22 protein-coding genes and 2 pseudogenes are annotated in these 20,932 nt (G+C 48.1%); 20 read left to right on the top strand and 4 right to left on the bottom strand.

Going from position 1 to position 20,932, the window contains the following annotated elements:
• Nucleotides 1–90 precede the first annotated feature (90 nt).
• The 14 genes and pseudogenes from cpaB to U5921_RS02605 form a co-directional block, all read left to right on the top strand.
• Complete coding sequence (cpaB, locus tag U5921_RS02670; protein WP_324824946.1) at nucleotides 91–924, top strand: Flp pilus assembly protein CpaB; 834 nt, start codon at nucleotides 91–93, stop codon at nucleotides 922–924.
• A 1-nt stretch (nucleotide 925) separates the two neighbouring features.
• Complete coding sequence (locus tag U5921_RS02665; RefSeq protein ID WP_283673322.1) at nucleotides 926–1,738, top strand: MinD/ParA family ATP-binding protein; 813 nt, start codon at nucleotides 926–928, stop codon at nucleotides 1,736–1,738.
• Nucleotides 1,735–3,162 carry an ATPase, T2SS/T4P/T4SS family gene (locus U5921_RS02660; RefSeq protein ID WP_417765034.1) on the top strand — a complete coding sequence of 476 codons (1,428 nt, stop codon included), beginning with the start codon at nucleotides 1,735–1,737 and terminating at the stop codon, nucleotides 3,160–3,162. The genes U5921_RS02665 and U5921_RS02660 overlap by 4 nt, the downstream gene beginning before the upstream one ends.
• A complete protein-coding gene (locus U5921_RS02655; RefSeq protein ID WP_283673320.1) occupies nucleotides 3,159–4,088 on the top strand; it encodes a type II secretion system F family protein in 930 nt (309 codons plus the stop codon). Before U5921_RS02660 ends, U5921_RS02655 begins: the two co-directional genes overlap by 4 nt.
• 8 nt (nucleotides 4,089–4,096) lie before the next feature.
• Nucleotides 4,097–4,966: a secretion protein F gene (locus tag U5921_RS02650; RefSeq protein ID WP_283673703.1), complete on the top strand. Its 870-nt coding sequence runs from the start codon at nucleotides 4,097–4,099 to the stop codon at nucleotides 4,964–4,966.
• Nucleotides 4,967–4,981: 15 nt separating this feature from the next.
• Entirely contained in the window at nucleotides 4,982–5,641 is a 660-nt protein-coding gene (locus U5921_RS02645) for a hypothetical protein (protein WP_283673319.1), read from the top strand.
• Nucleotides 5,638–6,033: a DUF4320 family protein gene (locus tag U5921_RS02640; RefSeq protein WP_283673702.1), complete on the top strand. Its 396-nt coding sequence runs from the start codon at nucleotides 5,638–5,640 to the stop codon at nucleotides 6,031–6,033. Before U5921_RS02645 ends, U5921_RS02640 begins: the two co-directional genes overlap by 4 nt.
• Nucleotides 6,030–6,581 carry a hypothetical protein gene (locus tag U5921_RS02635; protein ID WP_283673701.1) on the top strand — a complete coding sequence of 184 codons (552 nt, stop codon included), beginning with the start codon at nucleotides 6,030–6,032 and terminating at the stop codon, nucleotides 6,579–6,581. The genes U5921_RS02640 and U5921_RS02635 overlap by 4 nt, the downstream gene beginning before the upstream one ends.
• Nucleotides 6,582–6,680: 99 nt before the next feature.
• The gene (locus tag U5921_RS02630; protein ID WP_283673318.1) at nucleotides 6,681–7,265 is read left to right on the top strand and encodes a DUF6550 family protein; all 585 of its coding nucleotides are present in this window, start codon (nucleotides 6,681–6,683) and stop codon (nucleotides 7,263–7,265) included.
• 71 nt (nucleotides 7,266–7,336) lie between these two features.
• Nucleotides 7,337–9,037 carry a hypothetical protein gene (locus U5921_RS02625; RefSeq protein ID WP_283673317.1) on the top strand — a complete coding sequence of 567 codons (1,701 nt, stop codon included), beginning with the start codon at nucleotides 7,337–7,339 and terminating at the stop codon, nucleotides 9,035–9,037.
• On the top strand, nucleotides 9,003–9,509 hold the full coding sequence (locus U5921_RS02620) for a hypothetical protein (protein ID WP_417765033.1): 507 nt from the start codon (nucleotides 9,003–9,005) through the stop codon (nucleotides 9,507–9,509). Before U5921_RS02625 ends, U5921_RS02620 begins: the two co-directional genes overlap by 35 nt.
• A 93-nt stretch (nucleotides 9,510–9,602) precedes the next feature.
• Nucleotides 9,603–9,866: pseudogene (locus U5921_RS02615) on the top strand (DUF3852 domain-containing protein); the annotation flags it as partial.
• Between the two features lie 739 nt (nucleotides 9,867–10,605).
• Nucleotides 10,606–12,477, top strand: a complete 1,872-nt coding sequence (gene ltrA / locus U5921_RS02610) for a group II intron reverse transcriptase/maturase (RefSeq protein WP_417765032.1) — start codon at nucleotides 10,606–10,608, stop codon at nucleotides 12,475–12,477.
• Nucleotides 12,478–12,613: 136 nt separating this feature from the next.
• Nucleotides 12,614–12,694 (top strand): annotated as a pseudogene (locus tag U5921_RS02605) (DUF3852 family protein); the annotation flags it as partial.
• Nucleotides 12,695–12,863: 169 nt separating this feature from the next.
• On the opposite strand, the gene U5921_RS02600 reads toward U5921_RS02605, so the two are convergent.
• The 4 genes from U5921_RS02600 to U5921_RS02585 all read right to left on the bottom strand — a co-directional run bounded on the left by U5921_RS02600 (nucleotide 12,864) and on the right by U5921_RS02585 (nucleotide 15,275).
• Complete coding sequence (locus U5921_RS02600; RefSeq protein ID WP_283675525.1) at nucleotides 12,864–13,586, bottom strand: DUF5131 family protein; 723 nt, start codon at nucleotides 13,584–13,586, stop codon at nucleotides 12,864–12,866.
• 55 nt (nucleotides 13,587–13,641) lie between these two features.
• Nucleotides 13,642–13,848: a hypothetical protein gene (locus U5921_RS02595; RefSeq protein WP_154527348.1), complete on the bottom strand. Its 207-nt coding sequence runs from the start codon at nucleotides 13,846–13,848 to the stop codon at nucleotides 13,642–13,644.
• 65 nt (nucleotides 13,849–13,913) lie between these two features.
• Nucleotides 13,914–14,384: a VOC family protein gene (locus tag U5921_RS02590; RefSeq protein WP_283675524.1), complete on the bottom strand. Its 471-nt coding sequence runs from the start codon at nucleotides 14,382–14,384 to the stop codon at nucleotides 13,914–13,916.
• A gap of 3 nt (nucleotides 14,385–14,387) precedes the next feature.
• Nucleotides 14,388–15,275, bottom strand: a complete 888-nt coding sequence (locus tag U5921_RS02585) for a helix-turn-helix domain-containing protein (RefSeq protein ID WP_283675523.1) — start codon at nucleotides 15,273–15,275, stop codon at nucleotides 14,388–14,390.
• Between the two features lie 297 nt (nucleotides 15,276–15,572).
• Here U5921_RS02585 and U5921_RS02580 point away from each other — a divergent pair, with 297 nt between their 5' ends.
• The 6 genes from U5921_RS02580 (at nucleotide 15,573) to U5921_RS02555 (ending at nucleotide 20,921) form a co-directional block, all read left to right on the top strand.
• Entirely contained in the window at nucleotides 15,573–16,067 is a 495-nt protein-coding gene (locus U5921_RS02580) for a hypothetical protein (protein ID WP_417765031.1), read from the top strand.
• Between the two features lie 214 nt (nucleotides 16,068–16,281).
• Nucleotides 16,282–17,187, top strand: a complete 906-nt coding sequence (locus tag U5921_RS02575) for a conjugal transfer protein TrbL family protein (RefSeq protein ID WP_324824944.1) — start codon at nucleotides 16,282–16,284, stop codon at nucleotides 17,185–17,187.
• Nucleotides 17,184–17,744, top strand: a complete 561-nt coding sequence (locus tag U5921_RS02570) for a DUF4406 domain-containing protein (RefSeq protein ID WP_283675519.1) — start codon at nucleotides 17,184–17,186, stop codon at nucleotides 17,742–17,744. Before U5921_RS02575 ends, U5921_RS02570 begins: the two co-directional genes overlap by 4 nt.
• Nucleotides 17,741–20,092, top strand: a complete 2,352-nt coding sequence (locus U5921_RS02565; protein WP_283675518.1) for a DNA cytosine methyltransferase — start codon at nucleotides 17,741–17,743, stop codon at nucleotides 20,090–20,092. The genes U5921_RS02570 and U5921_RS02565 overlap by 4 nt, the downstream gene beginning before the upstream one ends.
• Nucleotides 20,068–20,334: a hypothetical protein gene (locus U5921_RS02560; protein ID WP_283675516.1), complete on the top strand. Its 267-nt coding sequence runs from the start codon at nucleotides 20,068–20,070 to the stop codon at nucleotides 20,332–20,334. The genes U5921_RS02565 and U5921_RS02560 overlap by 25 nt, the downstream gene beginning before the upstream one ends.
• Complete coding sequence (locus U5921_RS02555; protein WP_283675514.1) at nucleotides 20,331–20,921, top strand: hypothetical protein; 591 nt, start codon at nucleotides 20,331–20,333, stop codon at nucleotides 20,919–20,921. The genes U5921_RS02560 and U5921_RS02555 overlap by 4 nt, the downstream gene beginning before the upstream one ends.
• Nucleotides 20,922–20,932 lie beyond the last annotated feature (11 nt).

Raw genomic sequence — 20,932 nt, 5'->3', positions numbered from 1 at the left:
GTTGCAGCACTGCTTATCCGCAGATTCCGAAACCGCCGCTTTTTTTAATTCTAATCCGAATGTTAATAGAAAGAAGGAGGAATTGACTCTATGAGTTTTCTAAAAAACCGCACGATGCTGGGGGTACTCTGCATCGTGCTTTCGTTACTCATCTGCTTTGCGCTTACTCCGCTGTTTAACCAAAGCGTATCGCAGAAAACAAGTATTGTCCGGGTGGTAAAGGAGATCAAAGCCGGCGACCAGATCACAAAGGATACTGTGCAGACAGTGGAGGTGGGCGGATATAACCTGCCGGAGAACTTACTGCGCCAGCCTGATTCGGTGATTGGCAAATATGCCGAAGCGGACCTGTTTCCCGGAGATTATATCCTTACTGATAAGCTCTCAGACGTTCCAGCTGCTGAAAATGCATATCTGTACAGCTTAAATGGAGATAAACAGGCCATTTCGGTCAGCATCAAAAACTTTGCCCAGGGGCTTTCCGGCAAGCTCATCTCAGGCGATATTGTCTCGGTCATTGCACCGGACTATAAAAAGCAGGGAGCCACAGTCATCCCCCCGGAACTGACCTATGTAGAGGTGATCGGCGTCACGGCCAGCACTGGGTATGACACAGACACTGGAGAGATTTCTGAAGAGGAAGAGGAAAAGGAAAAGGAGCTTCCCTCTACTGTGACATTGCTGGTATCGCCCGAACAAGCAAAAATTCTTGCAGCGCTGGAAGCGGATGGAAAGCTTCACCTTTCACTTGTTTTCAGGGGTTCCAAGGAAAATGCCGTTCAGTTTACTAAGCTGCAGGATGAGGTTATCGCCAAGCTGTATCCCGTACCCGCAGTATCGGACGATACTCAGACAGCACAGCCTTCCGGCACAGAACCATCTGCTGAAACGGAGATGCCTGCCACAGAAGCAGGAGGTGAATAACATGCTGAACTTTATGAAGGGAAGCCTGTTCTCCCGAGAGAAAAAGGAAGCCCTGCCGGAGGAACCGGAACAGGATGTGCAGGTGCTGGCAGTATGGGGCAGCCCCGGCAGCGGAAAGACCACCGTCAGTGTGCGTCTTGCCAAATACCTTGCCGAACAAAAAAAGAATGTGGCGCTTTTGTTGTGTGATATGACCGCCCCCATGCTTCCCTGCATCTGCCCGCCCGGTGACTTGGAATGCGAACGCTCTCTTGGCAGTATCCTTGCCGCCACCCATGTAAGCAATCTGCTCATTGAACAGAACTGCGTGACCCATAAGAAAATCGGCAACCTGACCATGATCGGTATGCTCAAGGGAGAAAATGTGTTTACCTATCCGCCCTACAGCCAGGAGCTGGCGGCAGAACTGATCGACCACCTGCGAGACATCGCGCCTTACATCATCATCGACTGTGGCAGCTATATTGCTCACGACATTCTGTCAGCGGTTTCCCTGCTGGAGGCCGACTCCGTTCTTCGCCTGGTAAACTGCGACTTAAAATCCATCAGCTACCTATCCAGCCAATTGCCCCTGCTGAAGGATCAGAAATGGGATGCGGATAAGCAGTATAAGGTGGCATCCAATGTACGCTCCAATCAGGCAGGAGAGCATATTGAACAGGTGCTGGGCAATGTGGTGTTTCAGCTCCCGCATTCCGATGAGCTGGAAAATCTGGCTCTGTGCGGAAATCTATTTGGGGAGCTGAGCCTCAAGGATAGCCGGGGGTTTCGCAAGGAGATTGAAAAAATAGCAAAGGAGGTGTTTGGCGTATGAGCCGAAAGAAGCCTGGAAATGTAGACCGGAAGACGGTGTCTGCTCCGGTTATGAAAATAGATAAGACACGAACTGCGGCAGGCTCTCAGAGTCTGTTTTTTTCATCCTCAAATACCCGTGAATTTGGTTCCGTCCTCCGGGAGGTTCAGGCCCATATTTCCTCCCATTATGCGGGACTCATTACGGATGGCAGCAACGGTGAGCGAAAAGAGCAAATCAAACGGTATATTGCCAAGTACCTCCAGGATAACCGGGTAGCAGTAGCGGGAATGACCGAGGCACAGCTCACTGACGCACTTTATACCGAAATGGCCGAGTTTTCTTTTCTGACCAAGTACATCTTTGGGGAGGGCATTGAGGAAATTGACGTAAACGCCTGGGACGATGTGGAGGTCCAATATAGCAACGGCATCACCAAGAAGCTTACGGAACACTTTGAAAGTCCCGAACACGCAATCAATGTGGTGCGCCGCATGCTGCATGTCTCCGGCATGGTGTTAGATAATGCCAGCCCTACTGCACTTGGGCATTTAAGCAAGAATATCCGTATTGCGGTTCTAAAGTCTCCAGTGGTGGATGAAGATGTTGGCGTAGCCGCCTCTATCCGTATTGTAAACCCGCAGTCCATGCAAAAGGATGACTTTACCGGAGGCGGCACAGCCACCGAGCCGATGCTGGACTTTTTATCGGAATGCCTGCGATACGGCGTGTCCACCTGCGTGGCAGGAGCCACCAGCTCCGGCAAGACCACGCTGGCAGGATGGCTTCTGACCACTATCCCGGATGGAAAGCGCATCTTTACCATTGAAAACGGCTCCCGCGAGCTTGCATTGGTAAGGCGCAGGGATGGGCAAGTCGTAAACAGCGTCATCCACACCCTGACCCGCGACAGTGAAAATGAACGGCAGCGGATTACGCAGACCAGTCTTCTGGATATGTCTCTGCGCTTTAACCCGGATTATGTAGTGGTGGGAGAAATGCGAAGCGCCGAGGCAAACGCAGCCCAGGAAGCAGCCCGAACCGGTATCACGGTATTGACCACAATTCACTCTAACAGCTGTGAGGCCACATGGCGCAGAATGGTATCCCTGTGCAAGCGCGCGGTGGATATGTCTGATGAAACCCTCATGGCCTATGTGACAGAAGCCTATCCCCTTGTGGTGTTCTGCAAGCAGCTTGAGAATAAGGCTCGCCGCGTCATGGAAATCATGGAGTGCGAGATCCTGCCGGACGGCACAAGAAACTTCCGTCCGCTGTTCCAGTACCACATCACCGAAAACCGTATGGATAACGGAAAATTCATTATTGCTGGACACCATGAGATCGTACAGGGCATCTCAGGGAGCCTGCAGAGAAGGCTGCTGGAGAACGGCATGCCGCAAAGTACCTTGAAGCGCATTCTTGCGATGGGAGGTGCCGCATGACAGGAATCCTTTTAACTGCCTGCATCGGTTTGATTGCAGGTGCTTTTCTCATCCTCGGCCTTTCTCCTCTGGAATTTACAGATGGTCTGTTCGGGTTTCTGACCCGAAAGGATCAAAGCATCCGCGCGCAGATCAACGAAAGCACGAATCGGAAAAAGGCCCGTTTTCTGCGCAGGGAGATCATTGAAGTGCAGGAGATCTTAAAGCTTACTGGTCGTGCAAGCCGCTTTTCGATGGTGTGCGCGGTGTCGCTGTTACTTTTCGCGGCAGGGGCGGCCTTTGCTATTCTGCTAAACAATGTGTTTCTGGTGCCGGTGCTGGCGGCGGGGCTGATGTTCCTGCCCTTTTGGTACATCCGACTGACAGCAACTCATTACAAAAAAGCAGTGGCGGCTGAGCTGGAAACCGCGCTTTCCATTATCACCACATCTTACTTAAGAAATGAGGACATCCTCACCGCCGTGGAGGAAAGCGTACAGTACTTAAATCCGCCGGTAAAAAACGTGTTTACAGAATTTCTGGCACAAACCCAGCTCATTGACCCGGATGTGGAAGCTGCACTCCATGCCATGAAGCCAAAGATTCAGAACGATGTGTTCCACGAATGGGTGGATGCCATCAGCTCCTGCCGCTATGACAGAAGCCTAAAAACCACCCTGACGCCCATTGTATCAAAGCTCAGCGATATGCGGATTGTCAATGCGGAGCTGGAGTATCTGGTATCTGAGCCACGCAAGGAATTCATCATCATGGCGATGCTGGTGGTGGGCAATATCCCCATTATGTATATGCTGAACAGGGACTGGTATCATACGCTGATGCACTCCATGGTGGGACAGATTATTCTGGCAATTTGCGCTGCCGCTATCTTTATTTCTGCGGCATTTGTGATACGGCTGACCAAGCCTATTGAGTACAGGAGGTGACCGGGATGATGACACAGTTATTTTTTACCGGAATCCTTATTGCCGCGGGGTTATTTCTGATATTGGCAGATGTACTAAAGCTTCCCGCCATGGGAGCCGGAAAGGCCATGCTGGGTGCCGGCAAGGAAAATAAGAAAGCTGCTAAAACAGTGGAAGCGTGGTTAATGACAGGTGCGGTAAAGCTCTCGAAATACATCCGGATGGATGAGTACAAGCGAAGCCGGATGGCAAATATCCTGAAGGCTTCCGGCATTTCCATGACACCGGAGGTGTATACGGCCTATGCCATTACCAAATCCGGAGCCATAGCATTTGGTGCGCTGCCGTGCCTATTCCTGCTTCCGCTGCTGGCTCCGGTACTGTTGATTCTGGCAGTGCTGACCTATTTTCAGGAAACGAAACGTGCTGACGAGCAGCTTCGGGAAAAACGAGAACAGGTAGAAGGTGAGCTCCCCCGATTTGTGGCAACCATTGAGCAGACCCTAAAGGCCAGCCGGGATGTGCTGGGGATGATTGAAACCTACAAGAAGAATGCCGGACCTGCCTTTGCCCATGAACTGGATGTGCTAACAGCCGACATGCGCTCCTCCAGCTATGAAGCGGCGATGACCCGGTTTGAGTCAAGACTTAATTCGCCCATGCTTTCTGATGTGGTCAGAGGTCTCATTGGCGTACTGCGCGGCGATGACAGCGCTGTGTATTTTCAGATGCTGGCGCATGATTTTAAAGCGCTGGAGCTTCAGAGACTCAAGGGGCAGGCACAGAAGATCCCGCCGAAGATTCGGATATTCTCCTTTATTATGCTAATGTGCTTTCTTTTTACCTATCTCGCCATCATCGCCTTGGAGATTATAAATTCTCTTGGAACAATGTTTTAGATTGGAGGTGTAACTTTGGAAGACAAATATCAATCCCTGCTGTTTGACCGCCTGCAGGAGAATTACAATGCATTTACCGCAGAATGGGCAGCACTTGCACCGGAGGAACTGATTGAAAAAGCAGAGGAAATCTATGCGGTTCAGATGACAAAAAAACACCTCATGAGCTGTGTGGATGAGCAGCAGGCCGCATGGCTGCTGCGTTATGAAAATCCGCTGGAAATCATGCGTGACAGATGGATTGAAGAGAACGGCATGGGGATGGTGCATGATGAAGATTTCTCCCATGCGCTATGGGTGGTAATGGACAGCCAGGATACAGAAAAACTCTATGCGTTGTCAAAAGTCGCAGAACCGTCCACAAACCGGGATCGCCCTGTAACTGTTCGGGAGTTCATTGAAAAGCACCAAGGCGTTGCCTATGATATGATGACGCCAGGCGGATATGTGTATCTGACACCGGAAAAGGCACAACTTCTGCAGGATGGGCAGAGCACGAAGGGGCATCCGGGAAGCCCAGAGTATGCAGTGGAAATTCCTGCAGAAGAGCTGCTGGAACAGGAGGTTGTAAATGCCCGTTTCAGTGATGGTGCATGGCATCTGCTCAGTGATTACATTCATGAAATGGATATAGAGCAGGAGCAGACTCCCATGGAGGGGGTGACCCTGTGCTGAAGAAAATTCTGAAAAACAGGCGCGGTGAAGGTTATATTGACGTAGCCGTGCTGGTGTTGTGCGTGATGCTGGTCATCGCGGTGGCAGTCAGCGTCCTGCCTGTATTCGTTACAAAGAATAAGCTGGACACCTATGCCGCCGAGCTGTGCCGGGAAGCGGAAATCGCCGGATGTGTGGGAAGTGAAACAAACTTACGAGCGCAGGTATTGACCGAAAAGACCGGGCTTAATCCCAATATCTCATGGTCGAAAAGCGGAAAAATCCAGCTAAATCAGGATGTTACTGTGACAGTGACCGTGCAGACAGACCTTGGATTATTCGGCGGATTCGGGAGCTTTCCGGTTACGCTCAAAGCACAGGCCAGCGGGAAAAGCGAGGTGTATTGGAAGTGACAAATGGAAAAAAATATGCTATTCTAAAAGATAACAAAGGAACCTCGTTTCCCTTAATTATTGCAGTAGCCTTGGTGCTGCTGATGGTGCTGTGCGGAGCCGCCGAGTATATCCGACTTGCGATTATTGCCCAGGGCGTCCGGGACGCGGTTCAATCCGCTGTCATTTTTACCGTGAATGACAGCTATGACGATGTATATCACGGTGTCCGGGAAGGTTATGCCGGAGCGTATACACCATCTGCAGACGAATTTGAGGAAAGCCTTGACTACGGCGACATCTATGGGTATCTGGACGAGCTGTTGGGGCTGCGCTACGAAGGCGGATATCATGTGAAATATGCCGGAGATGGCTTGGAATTCAAACTCTCACGACTATCTGTAAACTTAGAAAATATGCCGCTGGCACCGGGCAGCCCAAACAACAGCCGTGGATTTCTGGCTGATGCAGTGATTCGATTGGAGGTTCCGGTACGGTTTGGGGGCAAACTGCTCCCACCGATGGTGATTAACCTCAAAACGCAGGCGAAATATATGCCTTTATTTTAGCTGTTTTCGGATTATCCATAGACTTCCGAAAACTTATGTAGTATGGTGTGTCATTGAAAAACATACCATCAACCATTCACGAAAAGGAGGTCATCCTACATGAAACTGACAGAAAAAACAAAACGCAGACTTACAGTTGCAGGACTCGGTGTTGTGGGCATCGCCCTTGTAATAGCAATTGCCTCACAGTTTAAAACAGAGGTTCCCAACGAACCGGAGATACTGCCAACGCAGGCGGTGTCCAGTGAGGTCACCCCTAGCGCAGATATTCCTGACCCTTCCACGCTGCCTTCGGAAACGCCGAAGATCAGCGTACCATCAATTGATCCGACAGAAACACCAGCTGTGACGGAGGGTGCGGATACCGGAAAATCCACTGGTACCGAGCAGAGCATCCAGGCAGAGCCTACGAAGCCACCTGCTCCTACAGAAGCACCTAAACCAAAGCCGGAAGCTTCCAAAGAAGAACAATCTGCCGCTAATCCAAGCAAGCCTCCTGAGAATAAGACGGAGGGCACGGTAAAGACAACGCCGCAGGAACCGGCAGGCGGAGAAAAGAAAGATGGGAAAATATATGTGCCGGGCTTTGGATGGATTGAAGATGAAGGTGGCGGTGTTAAACAGGAGACTGTGGGTAATGAGGGCGATGAGCTGACAGGAAATAAAGTGGGGCAGATGGATTAGCCCACAAAAAAGAATATAGCATAAAAAGCACCGATTATTCGGTGCTTTTTACTGTTTCAGGGAGGTATCATATGAAACGACATCTCAGTATTTTGCTTATACTGGTGCTGCTAGTTTCTGCGTTTTTGCCGAACACCGCCCATGCCGAAGGAGATGGAAACATTGATCATGGAGGTGGCGGCATGGGCAGCGGTACCAGCGAAAACTATTGGAATTCTGGCAATGAGGGTGTTAGAATTACCGTTGTTCGTGAAAGCGATAGAGCTACTGTAACAACCCCTATAGATTTCTCAAACAAAACCCCATCGGTCTCTGTGCATTTTGGAAAAGTCTCGAAAATTGCATATACCAACGGGCATGGGGTTTCGCCAACCACATCAACGTACACTTGCTTAAAACCAGCTCTTTCCATGCCTCGAATAATAAGTTCAGGCAGTGGGCAGGCAAGCATTGTACAAATTAAAAGTTATTTTACAGATGAACTTGTTATCCGATATATCGCTCAAGTTACCGGTATGAACTATGATGTATTAATTAACGGCGAATACAAGCTTCTACTGGAACCTATTGCCTATATTACATTTCAGGGTGTAAAAATGGCAATGACAGCCACCGAAGCAGCGCTTTACGATCAGAAGCTAGGTGGTGGACTGCGAAGCAAGATGGTTTCGCTTAGCCACAAAAACCTGCCCTTAGCAATGTTTTTAGAGGTATCGGATCTCGGTTATCCCGCATGGTCAGGCTCAAGAACATCAGCGGCTTCTAATGTTGATATCATTTCATCCCTGGGAATTGGTGTTGTCAGGTTTAAGGAAAAACCTAACAAACCACCCGAAGTGACTGCATGGGATTATGAGTACCGCGTTAATACCGATGTCATCACCGCAGTCACTGTTCGCGGTGGACAGTCCGATCCTGACCATCCGGTAACAGTCCGATTCAACATAGGTGGCAGAACTTATACCGTCAGTGGCGTGTACTACCCAGATGGAGATAGCCAACTGGTATGGGTACGCTGGAGGACACCCTCCACACCACAGACAATGACCATTGATGTGTCGGTATCGGGTAGTGGCTCCGCCAGCAAGGGTACCATTACAGCTAAAATCGTTGACCTATCCGGGAATGATCCGCCTAATCCTGTGGCAGATGACCGGAACGACGGCTATACCAAACCGTCCGTGACGAGCAAGGAACAGAAGACCTCGGCCTCTTGGGGTGTCTGGCGCCCGTGGTGGCATGAATATTGGGTTTGGCACAGCGGTGATGAAGATGAGGATGGATGGTGGGAAGACGAAGGATGGTGGGAGTTCGATTGGGACGCTTATCATGCCAGTCTTTCTGCAACCATGCGCATCACGCCAGATGCAAAGATACCGACTGCCTCGGGAAAAACCATGGGAAGTGGTTACGGCATCAATCAAAGCACCACTGCTAATGTCAGTACCAATCAATCTTCTGCGGTGACCGATGCGCAGAATGCCGTTACCTATTTTCCAGAATTTCAATATCAGACGTACTGGCGGCTTTTAGAGCGTACCCAATCCGGCTATAGCTCCAAGTTTGAATTTGCTGCCAACAAGTATTCTACCTACAAACGCAGAACCCACTTCACTCCCGTATGGATGCCAAACGGAAGCTACACTCCCTACACATGGCTGATAGATTGCTGGACGCCTTCGGGAATGCTTTCTATGAATCTGACCGACTCAGTAAACATCCAGGGAAGCGTTTGGGATGACTGGCACATTGCGCCTGTCAAACCGGATTGAGAGGTACAATATGGCATATGAACGCATTGAAAAACCGGAGGGCAGCCTATATCATTACACCAAAAAGGAACGGCTGGACAGCATTTTGCAGGACGGCAGAATACGCCGGTTTGGTGACCGGGAATGCTGGTTCTGCACTTCTCTTGAGGATACTCTGTCATTGATGGAAAGAACGGTCATGCAGGAAGGTAATCCGTATTATGATGTAAACGGTATACTCCAACGGTATCCAGCCTTTGTGCCGGAGGAATATGTGATTCTTAGACTCACACCCCGATACCAGAATGGTGAATGGGTCCGCTGGAATCAGGAGATACCCCACGGCAGTCCTCCCGAGCTGCTGGCGGCGGCAAAGGAATTCAGCAGGTTAAAGGTCGGTTTCCGTAGTGACTTTAAATTTCAGGCAAATCCGGAGGTGATAGAGGTTTCTCCTATGTTGGAGCAAAATCAGCAGCCCCGGCTTTCTATGTAGCAAACAACAGCAGAAAAACAACATGGCTGTGGAGTGAAGAACTTCACAGCCTTTTTTTCTGCCCCAAAACCAATAATGAAAGGTGGTAACCCTATGAAAATGAAACGAATCCTGTCTATGCTCTGTGTCATGCTGCTGATTATCGGACTGTTCGGTACGACAGCGTATGCGGCAGGTTCCGGCGATGTGGCGGGAGCGATTGAAGGAACATGGAACGATGCCTCCGGGCAAATCAAGACCGTGGTGAACAAGGTCGTTTTTCCTGCAATTGACCTGATTCTGGCGGTCTTTTTCTTTGCTAAACTTGCGATGGCGTACTTTGATTACCGTAAGCACGGGCAATTTGAGTGGGGTGCGACACGTTCCTAACTGAAAAGGTTAGGCACTAAATAATGAACGTGTAAATGTTCAGTTTAGGAGAACTGATATTCCGACAGGTGGAATGAGGGGGTAACGCCCTGAAATGCCTGCCTTGATACTCCGACGTGCAAAATGGCGTGTAATAGCTGTACTGTACGAAGCTCGGTGAAGTCGGCAGAGAGCAACCGTAAGCAGATAAGATATTTTGTCTGTACGAAAGCTGTTCAGAGGTGAATGGTGTTGCCTATATGCCGGAGGTCAATAAATTGCCTATGGTGAGTATGTGAAAAGTGGTTCACAGACGAACACCCGATATAAAAAGTCTAAACGAATAGTGCATAGAAATGTGCATACGCCAACACTGGCGGGTATGTGAGGTAAAGTAAAACACCATTTATGAAATACCTTATGCCGTTACAGGCGGCATCCAGCATACAGGCTTAGAGGGACACCTAAGGGCGATATGAAATGATAGGAATATCGGAACGTGGAAAGGTTGGAACGTGGAGCGGATTACAACGCTATGAGGCGTTTGCAGGGAAAGCGGTATCTAAAACCGTATAACCTACATTAATCCAACTGAAAGTAGAGCCGTGGTACCGATGAAGCGGTGATAATAAGCCGTGGAGGGACGGGCTCGAGTCGTTAAGAAATAAAATAAGTAAACACACAATCTCAAAGGTTCGAGTAAGACTAAGAAAAGCAAAATCCCCTGAAAGTGAGGATAATGCTGACTTTGACAAGAGCAAAACCGACAAAACGGTCTGCCCTGCGCAATGCGGAATATTACGATTTTCAAGATGTTTTAGACAAGCTGTACGCGGATAGCGAAAAAGGCTGTCAGTTTAAAAATCTGACTGAACTGATTTGTAGTCCTGAAAATATACTACTTGCTTTTCGGAATATCAAGAAAAACAGCGGAAGCAAAACCGCAGGAGTAGATAAAAAGACCATTACCCATTTACAGCAATGGGAAAACGAACAGCTTATAGCCTATATTCAGAAAAGACTAAGCAATTACATTCCTCAACCAGTACGCCGTGTGGAAATCCCAAAAGGCAACGGAAAAACCAGACCGCTTGGCATTCCGACTATTATGGACAGGCTGATACAGCAAGGTATTCTGCAAGTCCTTGAACCCATTTGTGAAGCAAAATTCTTCAAGCGAAGCAACGGTTTTCGCCCAAACAGGAGTGCGGAACATGCGATCTCCCAATCTTACAAATTTATTCAGGGGCAAAATCTTCATTTCGTGGTAGACATCGACATCAAAGGATTTTTCGATAATGTCAGTCACGGAAAACTGCTGAAACAGATGTGGTCGATTGGTATTCGGGATAAAAAGCTATTGTCTATTATTTCTGCAATGTTAAAAGCAGAGGTGGCGGGCATTGGCTTCCCCGAAAAGGGAACGCCGCAGGGAGGGATTATTTCTCCCCTGCTGTCAAACATCGTCCTGAATGAATTGGATTGGTGGGTGGCAAGCCAATGGGAAACTCTGCCTACACGGGTAGCGTATAAATGCAGGGTGATGAAAAACGGCACTCTGGATAAAAGCAATGTCTATGCGGAGCTTAGAAATACTGGGTTAAAGGAATGTTACATCGTAAGGTACGCCGATGATTTTAAAATCTTTTGTCGATACCGCAGTGACGCCCAAAAGATGTTCATGGCTGTAAAAGGCTGGCTACACGATAGATTGGGGCTTGAAATCAGCCCCGAAAAATCCAAGATAGTCAATCTAAAACGGCAGTATTCCGAATTCTTAGGGTTCAAAATGAAGGCGGTCAAGAAAGGCAAGAAGTCAAACGGTAAAACCAAATATGTTGTGAAATCCCATATTTCTGATAAGGCAAAAGAGAAAATCAAGCAAAGGGCTGTTTCTGCTGTAAATGAGTTGAAGAAAGTAGACGCAAAAGGAAATACCATTTTAAGATACAATGCATTGGTCATGGGCTGGCATAATTACTATCAATATGCAACACACGTCAGCCGTGATTTTAGTGAAATTGCTTTCTTGGTCAAATCGTCTGCAAAAGGCAAGCTCGAACAACAGATGAAGAAGAAAATCGCAAAACCTATTACCAGTCCGATTTACATTAAATATAGTAAAAGCAGAGAAATGAGGTTTGTTGGAGAAACGCCGATACTGCCAATCGCCTATGTGCGGCACAAAAATCCCATTGACAAAAAGCGTAGCATTAACAGCTATACTGTCGAAGGACGTGCTGAAATACACAAAAAGTTGGCAACTGTCAATGTGGCTATTCTCCATTATCTTATGCGGAATCCTGTCCGTGACAGGAGCGTGGAATACAACGACAACAGGCTGTCTCTGTACTGTTCTCAGCAAGGAAAATGTGCTGTCACAGGCAGATCCTTAGAAATCACCAGGATACATTGCCATCATAAAACGGCGACATATCTTGGCGGAGATGACAGCTATAGAAATCTAATCTTGATTGACGTTGATGTTCACATTCTCGTTCACGCCACGCAGGAGAATACTATCGGGAAATACCTTTCAACTCTGCAACTGGACGAAAAGCAACGGGAAAAGGTCAATAAATTGCGAGCTATTCTTTGTCTAAATGAAATATCCAAGTAACGGTTAAAGCTACTTGTAAATTGTGTAAATTACTTTAAAAACCTTAACGATGGAACGCCGTATGAGGGGAAACTCTCACGTACGGTGTGGAGTGGGGGAAAATCCTGCGATTACTTCAAGGGATTACCTATCACTATCCGCGCCCGCGATTCTGTTCGCCTGCCTCGTGTTTGCACTAACCTGTCCTCTGTACATCTGGACGATTTTAGGGATGTAGATACAGCAAGAGCCGTTGCATCTAAGTAAGGTGCAACGGCTCAATTTCGTGGCAAGTCAGATTTGATTGTGTAGGTGAACTTAGTCACCAACAGAGGGGTTTCTCATTTGGTTCGTTCAGAATATTCATGAAGTAAAATAGGCAATAATGCTTTGCTCCATTGATTTGATCAGAACAATCTTTTCCCATCTGAAATATCAATATCGAGCTCTTTCGCCACACTGTTTTGCTTAAATGGATTTATTTTTTCCACTACACCGTCACGTTTGAAAAGTGAGCCTGTATTCTTGAACCAAAAGGTTACATCTGCTTTTACGCATTGTTCACGGATATTAAGTACCCAATCATAATCGCACATACGGGCTTCTCGTCCTGTTTCGCCGCCAACAGTAACATGGTCTACTCCATGAAGATAGGGTGTTAAATCAATCGCTTCTAAAAGTGGGGAGCAAGCAATAAAACGCCGCTTTATCGGATAGGATAAAAAGAGTGGGAGTCTGTAATCGGCTAATTCTTGATTTTCGACAGTACAGCCAATATTCACATTGTCATAGCCCGACCCCCAATCAGACGGAAGCGATTGGGGGAAGCGGTCAATTCGCTTTGTCAAAATTAAAAAATCAATATCTGTTCTTTCCTTGATGATTGCCCAAACTTCTTTACGCCACTCATCCGCTTCGGGTAGGAAAAAGTCAGTCGCAAAGCAGGTTGCAAGAATTTTGTTTCCTTTGATATTGTATTCGCCCTTTGCATTTTTCCTTGTGGGCCAATCAAATTTATCTGTTTTTTGTATGGTGCTTTGACCGTAGCGTTTTGCATACGGCCCATAAAAATAGCAATTTGTACAGCCATCACTTATTTTATAACAGCCTGTCCATGGTTCCCAGTTCATAGTGTTCCTCCTCTTGGATGAGTGAAGCCGATGATAGAAGAAATGCAGCCGCTTGTCAAACGCAGCGTTTAAACGTCACCGTCTGTGCCTTCATGAAGATCTTACCCACCTCATAGCCGTAGGAGGGCAGTTCCTTCTTGAAGTTTAAAAAGGCATGGTCAATGGGAAAGCCCAGAATCTGTTCAATCTCGGCATAGGTCAGCGTGAAGCTGTTTTCCGTGCGTTGACCTATCGCCTTCCAGAGCGGCTCATATTTACTCATTCTCCCTCTCCTCCGATCTTGTTTGGAATAATATAGCGGCTTTGCTTCACCAAAGCCGCCGTGTATCACATACCAAAGCACAACGCATATTGCTTCACGACTTTAAGGGGAAACATAGTGTGCTTGGCCACTTCCTCAGCCGACATGCCCTGACTAAAAAAGCGTTTGATAACCGTATTCATATCCTCTGCAATCTCTACGATATGCTTATCGGGGTCATATACCCGAACGTCGCGCTGCCCCCACGGGTATTCCTTTATTTCATGCACCCATTGCAAGTTGGATATGCTTTTCATTTCGGCATACACTTTGTCTAAATCTTCTACTTCAAAATAAACTTGAAAGTTGTGTGATTGTTCTTTCACACTATCGACTGCTAATCCAACGAGTTCAGCATAACCTTGTTGCAGAGAAAATCCCTCAAAGGTTACATGTACGCCAATATCCATTACAGCGTTTTGATGAAGCACATTTTCATAAAAATGCTTAGAAGCGAGGATATCCTTAACCGCTAAAAGACAACCTTGATATTTCATTTTTCATTCCTCCTTTGAGAAAATTGTATCGTATATCTCTGTTCCGTCATAGTAAAAATCCGACATTGTTTTCAGATACTTTTGAGGGGTAACACCACTGATAGCCTTGAAATCTTTATCAAAATGGGCTTGGTCGAAGTATCCGGCTTGTTGCGACAATGCCGCAAAGAAGCAAGGCGATGTTTGAATATGTTTTAACACGTAGTTAAAGCGGGTTATACGCGCATAGCTTTTAATATTCATTCCGATTTGTGTAAGAAACAAGCGGTTTAACTGTCGCTCGCTATAACCGGATTGTCGCGCGACCTCTTTCACTTGTACTTGTCCATAACTATCAGAAATCACTGTAGTAGCTAATAACAAAGCGTCGGAAATAATGTGCTTTTCCATACGCCTGTATAAAACCTTCTCACAAATATTTGCCAAATCTGTTGCGGTTTTAGACATTACAAAGGCTTGATACAGCAAATGAAATAGCTCGTTGTCAATGTCCTCAAGAGAAAGGCGTTTGTCTGCAAACTCCGCTTGGCTTTGGCGTGTGATTTGATACAAACCATAGGGTGAAAGCTGGATAAGCATCAGGACATGATAACTATTTGGTTCCATTCCTAACAAAACAGGGGTTAGGGAGGCTCCCCATAGTTCAGCAATTACAGCGGTTCCATCAAAGGCAAGCGACAATGTTCCGCAAGCGTTAGGCATAAGCGTATAGTGTGCTGTAAACGTATCATTCGACGGAAATACTATGTTGTAGTATTGAATATATTTTCTCAGCCCCACATGGGAGGGGAACATATTAAATTGCTTGTCGTTTTTAATAATCAAATCGTTCCCCCTTATTTTCAAAGTAAAGTTTTCATTATGTTTATCCGCCGAATCTAAATCAAGCAAATATAAATACACCCCTTTGGGGCAATGTTTTCCTCACTGCCATTTCAAAAAAGTTTTACTCGGTAAATATATAAAATAAGTTTACCATAGCAAAATGGAAGTTTCAATCAATCAAATATAGACAATAGGGAGGAAAGTCGGTTCTATGAAAATTAAAATCCGTTCACCGTCTTTATGCAAGTATTGACTGGCAGATTCTTGGTATGTAAGCCTATGGAAATAAAATAAAAAGGAGGAAATTAAATTATGGGATGCTGGGGAATAACGGCCTTCGAGTCTGACACCGGATTGGATACAGTGGATTTCATCAGAAGTAAACTGCCGGAGAATGGAGTACTGGAGCTTGAAAAAATCATCGAAGAGATGAGACAGAAGGAATGGTGTGTACCCGAAGTCACGGATTTAGCATCTCACACCGGACCGATGGCATTGGCTGAAATGATTGTAAAATTCCAGGATGAGGATATCGGCGATATGGACTATGACGGGGAATGGGCGGCAAACCAAAACAAATTCAACAAGGTCAAATCCTTTGCCGCTACCGGGGAGTCCGTTCAATGGCTCCGGAATTATCTTGCTGACGCACTCGAATGTATCAAGGAGGAAGCGGAGCTGGCTGCCAATTCCGATAGAAAATGGGGTGGCTGGTTTGAGGAAGAAGACTGGAACGGCTGGCAGGAGCATATGTCCATGCTGATCAACCGTATGGATTCAATTCTTACGTCTCAGGAGGTTGAACTGATCCCGTCTGAGGAGCAGACGAGCGGTCCGGTTATGGGCGAGATAAGCTGATGAACGGTGGATGGCATTCGCTGTAGGCAATGCCAGACGAAACAGGCTCAAATTTTTATAACTGATATAAGGGCAGGACAGCCACTATAAAAGGTAGTTGTCCTGTTCTTTTGATTGGAGGAAAGATATGTTTTCCTCAAGGAATTAAATAAAAATCAGTAAAAAAGGTTTTCGTATTTTATGCGAGAGCTTTTTTTTATTGGAGGTGATGCCCATGTTCATATGGGATTTTGTAGCTGATACCGTGCTGGGTCAGATTCTTGATTGGATTTACGGTCAAATTATCGGCTTTCTAGGAAATTTCTTTTCCGCAATGGGCGGCATGGGAGCAGACCTGTTCGAAATGAGCTGGGTTCAGTCCATCGTCCTGTTTTTTGTTTATCTGGCTTGGGCGCTGTATGGAACCGGGCTGGTGGTGTCTGCTTTTGAGTGTGCCATCGAATACCAGTCCGGCCGGGGCAGCATCCGTGATGCCGCGCTGAATGCCATCAAGGGATTTATGGCAGTAGGGTTATTCTCCACCGTTCCTGTAGAACTTTACAAACTGTCCGTTTCACTGCAGAGTAGTCTGACGGCGGGAATCACTGGCTACGGAAGTGGCTTGGATACCCTTGCAGGTAATATCATCAACGAGCTATCCGCAGCCGGGAATTTAGAAAGCGCGGGTAGCTTGAACGTCTTTGGCGGGCTGGGAGTGATCACCAGTCCGATTATGATGCTGTTTATCCTGATTCTGATGGGCTACGCCGTAATTAAGGTGTTCTTTGCAAATCTCAAACGCGGCGGTATCCTGCTCATTCAAATCGCTGTGGGAAGCTTATATATGTTTTCCGTCCCCCGCGGCTACATGGACGGTTTCACCAGCTGGTGCAAGCAGATTATTGGGCTGTGTCTGACCGCCTTTTTACAAGCCACTATCCTCATAGCTGGACTGATGGTCGTGAAGGATCAGGCTTTGCTTGGGCTGGGGCTTATGCTGGCGGCGGGAGAAATCCCCCGAATCGCCGGAGCCTTCGGGCTGGATACTTCTACCCGTGCCAATTTTATGAGCGCCGTCTATGCCGGGCAGACTGCTATGAACATTACAAGAACAATTGTAAAGGCGGTGGCAGCAAAATGAAGCTGGTATATATCTGTTCCCCCTATGCAGGGGAAATTGAAAGAAATGTAAGGTTTGCGCAGGATGCCTGCCGCTATGCTATATCGCAGTGCAGTGCGCCGGTGGCTGTGCATCTGTTATACCCCCAACTGTTAAATGATGCTGTACCTGCAGAACGGGAAGCCGGTATTCAAATGGGGCTTCGGGTACTGGCGGCCTGCGAGGAATTATGGGTGTGCGGTTCCCGGATCAGCACTGGAATGGGCTGTGAGATTGCGGAAGCTGAGCGGTTGAGGATTCCGGTCAGACGGATATCCGCAGAACATATACAAGGAGGACATACCATGGAGAAATACGGAATATGGGCGCGCAGGAGTGCCGCCTCGGTGTGCGGGGCTGCGGAAGCCTGGGTAAAACAGGACGGAGAACCTCTGACTTTTGATACCTATGAGGAAGCAGCCTCTGAAGCCAGGCGGCTGATAGAAAATACCCGCACACCCAATGTAGCCTACTTTGCAAAAGGAATGGACATCACGCTGGAGGAAGCGCCTTTCTCTGGCATGAAACTGCAGTATTGACCGAACCGCTGACCCTCGGCAGCCTGTTTGACGGGATCGGCGGTTTTCCGCTGGCAGGCGTCGGACAGGGTTTTACGCCTGTCTGGGCCAGTGAAATTGAACCGTTCCCTATTGAGGTGACCCAGCTGCGCTTCCCTGAAATGTGCCATGTAGGCGACATTGCAAAACTTGACGGTGCGCAGCTTACGCCTGTGGATGTGGTCTGCGGGGGCTCACCCTGTCAGGATCTGAGCGTTGCGGGGAAGCGTGCCGGCTTACAGGGAGAGCGCTCCGGTCTGTTCATGGAGCAGGTCCGTGTAATCAAGGAGATGAGAGCCTATGATAAAGCAAACGGAAGGCCAGCTAACGCTGTTCGACCTCGGTATATGTGCTGGGAAAATGTCCCCGGAGCCTTTAGCTCCTCCGAATCAGAGGATTTCCGGGCGGTACTTGAAGAAACCTGCAGAATTGCGGACAGTACCGTATCTATACCTCGACCTCCGGGAGGGGTATGGAAATCTGCTGGGGCCATACTGGGAGATCAATTCTCCGTTGCTTGGCGAGTATACGATGCTCAATACTGGCCCCGCACCCCTCAGAGAAGAAAACGTATATACCTTGTCGCAGATTTTGGAGGCCACACCGCATCACAAATATTATTTGAGCAAGACCGCCTGTTTGGGGATTCTGCGCAGGGCGAGGAAACGCGGCAAGGAACTGCCGCCTGTTCTGAAACGAGCGCTGGAGATCCAGGCAGAAGCTCCGGAGCCGTTGGAGGAAGATCCGGAGAATGCCTGACACCATGGGATGTGCAAAGCCGCCGCATTTATGAAGGCAATGGTGTGTGGCCGTCACTGTATGGCGGCGAAGGTGGAGGACATGGGTATATAACAGAAGAAAAAAGTGAACCTGTAACGATTCCAATTAATACACAGATAGCCACTAGGCATGAGCGTATGGGAGAAGGAACAGGTCTTGGGATAGGAGCCGATGATGATCCCGCTTTTACTCTCCAGGCATCGCACTCCCATGCTGTATTTCATTCTGCACCAGAAAGCGAAACCATCGCCTTTGCCTGTAACCAGCGGGATGAGGTACGAAATCTAAATGATGTATCCGGGGCAATTCAAGCTCAACCCGGCATGAAACAGCAGACCTTTGTGGCGCAGTTTTGGGAAGAATCCGGCGTTCAGCAGCCAAATTGCCTGACCCCATGGGATACCCAGCAGGAACGGATCTTTACAGAGGACAGCATTGCACCAACACTGGCCGGTGCGGATGGCGGCGGTGGAAGAAATCCGGGCGGGCTGATGTTTTCGGCAGGTGTAGTTACCAAGGGAAATGGCGAATGCTTTCTGACCCCGGAACAGCACACATCCCTCACATCGGGCGGTGGGCAGGCCGGGCAGGGCTATCCCTGTGTTCTGACAGCTGGCTTCTGTGCGGGAGCCGGTCCTGCTGCGGGAGGGATTGGTTACAGTGAAGAAATTTCACCGACGCTGAAGGCAGCGGAGAGCGGAACCAATATGGTGCCCTCCATCCTTTGCCTGAACGACCAGGGCGGCGGGCAGATGTACTGCTCTGAAAACCAGACCGGTACGCTTCGAGCACAGGAACATGGGCACCAACCATTAATCCTGGACTCCCAGCCGGAGCTGTTTGAGAACCATGGCATTGATTCGCGCTATACCGGACCTCACCCAGTAGCTCCGACAATGTCTGCCCGTTATGGAACCGGTGGCAACAATGTTCCCCTGATTTCCCAGCCAGCTGTTCTTGCCGGAGAGTCCGGTGAAGCTTTGGTACATGATTCAACTTACTGTATTGCCGGAAATATCATTGATCGACAGGATCACAATGGGGGCAATGGACTTGGCGTTCAGCCGGACATCAGCTACACCGTGACATCCACAGACCGTCATTGCGTTTTTTCACAGCAGCGGAGCGATGAGTATGCGCCAAATGAAGTAGTCAGCACGCAAAGTGCCAGACAGTATAAGGATGCAACAGACCTTATATGCGAAGCGGATGTGGCCGGACTGGATTGCCGCAATGGAGTGGAAAACGGCGACTTAAGCGGAACACTGCAATCCAAAACGAATGGTGGCTATTCCCTCAACAATGTGCATCCCATCCGCATCGGTAAGCTGATCCGCAGGCTGACGCCTCTGGAATGCGAAAGACTCCAGGGGTATCCCGATTACTGGACGGATATCCCCGGCGCTTCAGACAGCGCAAGATATAAAGCTCTTGGCAATAGTGTGGCGATTCCCTGTGTGGTGCATGTGCTCCGGGGAATCGCTTATTTTTTACGCAAATTTAAATTGGAACAGGAGGAATCAGAATGTACATCTACCCCGACAACCTAAAATCGAAAGCTACACTGTGGCTTTGGCAGCTCCGGGATATCGGCATCATTGGCGTGGGGCTTTTAATCTCTGTGTTTGCGCTGGTGCAGCTGGGATTTCTGCTGCCCATTGTCATCACAGCCCTCTACGCTTTTTTGACCATACGGTTTGACGATACCAGTATCCTTGACTTTATCCAATATGCCTGCGCATTCTTTTTGACCAAGCAACAGGTATACGAATGGGGGTATCAGCCGAGATGAGTAAAACTGAAAAGAAAACAGAAAAACAGCGCAAGGTTACCCGTCAACTCATTGGAACCAGAGAAGTGACAGATTACAGCCTGGAAACCTATCGCGGCGACCGGCTTGTGTATTTTATGATTAAACCCACTAATATCTCTGTTCTATCTGAGGAAAGTATCTCAGCGCGGATATATGCACTGATGACAGTTCTAAAAGGCATGGCGGAGCTTGAATTTCTGTGCTTGAACAGCCGTGAAAGCTACGAGGATAATAAGCGGTTTTTGCGAAGCCGTATGGAACAAGAAGACAATACAGCTGTGCGAAAGCTGTTGGAGCAGGATATTCTTCATCTTGACCGTATTCAGGTGCAGATGGCTACGGCCAGGGAATTCCTCGTCATTATCCGGCTAAAAAATGAAAAGGACAGTGAGGTGTTCCCCTACTTAAGCCGTATCGAGAAAACCCTGCGGGAGCAGGGCTTCATTGCCAAGCGTTCCGGCAAGGAGGACATCAAGCGACTTCTGGCTGTCTACTTTGAGCAGAATGTCACAACGGAGAAGTTCGAAGACTTTGACGGTGAACGTTGGATCATATTTGGGGACTAAAGTCTGCCGGT

Source organism: Sinanaerobacter sp. ZZT-01, assembly GCF_035621135.1.
Lineage (GTDB): Bacteria > Bacillota > Clostridia > Peptostreptococcales > Anaerovoracaceae > IOR16.
The sequence above is the reverse complement of the archived record's forward strand: the minus strand, read 5'-3'. Positions and strand labels throughout refer to the sequence as shown.

What these genes read in the sequence shown, in the direction of transcription:
- cpaB (WP_324824946.1), top strand. Translation starts at nt 91, where the DNA reads ATGAGTTTTCTAAAAAACCGCACGATGCTGGGGGTACTCTGCATCGTG.
- U5921_RS02665 (WP_283673322.1), top strand. Translation starts at nt 926, where the DNA reads ATGCTGAACTTTATGAAGGGAAGCCTGTTCTCCCGAGAGAAAAAGGAA.
- U5921_RS02660 (WP_417765034.1), top strand. Translation starts at nt 1,735, where the DNA reads ATGAGCCGAAAGAAGCCTGGAAATGTAGACCGGAAGACGGTGTCTGCT.
- U5921_RS02655 (WP_283673320.1), top strand. Translation starts at nt 3,159, where the DNA reads ATGACAGGAATCCTTTTAACTGCCTGCATCGGTTTGATTGCAGGTGCT.
- U5921_RS02650 (WP_283673703.1), top strand. Translation starts at nt 4,097, where the DNA reads ATGACACAGTTATTTTTTACCGGAATCCTTATTGCCGCGGGGTTATTT.
- U5921_RS02630 (WP_283673318.1), top strand. Translation starts at nt 6,681, where the DNA reads ATGAAACTGACAGAAAAAACAAAACGCAGACTTACAGTTGCAGGACTC.
- U5921_RS02625 (WP_283673317.1), top strand. Translation starts at nt 7,337, where the DNA reads ATGAAACGACATCTCAGTATTTTGCTTATACTGGTGCTGCTAGTTTCT.
- U5921_RS02620 (WP_417765033.1), top strand. Translation starts at nt 9,003, where the DNA reads ATGACTGGCACATTGCGCCTGTCAAACCGGATTGAGAGGTACAATATG.
- U5921_RS02600 (WP_283675525.1), bottom strand. Translation starts at nt 13,586, where the DNA reads ATGAACTGGGAACCATGGACAGGCTGTTATAAAATAAGTGATGGCTGT.
- U5921_RS02595 (WP_154527348.1), bottom strand. Translation starts at nt 13,848, where the DNA reads ATGAGTAAATATGAGCCGCTCTGGAAGGCGATAGGTCAACGCACGGAA.
- U5921_RS02590 (WP_283675524.1), bottom strand. Translation starts at nt 14,384, where the DNA reads ATGAAATATCAAGGTTGTCTTTTAGCGGTTAAGGATATCCTCGCTTCT.
- U5921_RS02575 (WP_324824944.1), top strand. Translation starts at nt 16,282, where the DNA reads ATGTTCATATGGGATTTTGTAGCTGATACCGTGCTGGGTCAGATTCTT.
- U5921_RS02570 (WP_283675519.1), top strand. Translation starts at nt 17,184, where the DNA reads ATGAAGCTGGTATATATCTGTTCCCCCTATGCAGGGGAAATTGAAAGA.
- U5921_RS02560 (WP_283675516.1), top strand. Translation starts at nt 20,068, where the DNA reads ATGTACATCTACCCCGACAACCTAAAATCGAAAGCTACACTGTGGCTT.
- U5921_RS02555 (WP_283675514.1), top strand. Translation starts at nt 20,331, where the DNA reads ATGAGTAAAACTGAAAAGAAAACAGAAAAACAGCGCAAGGTTACCCGT.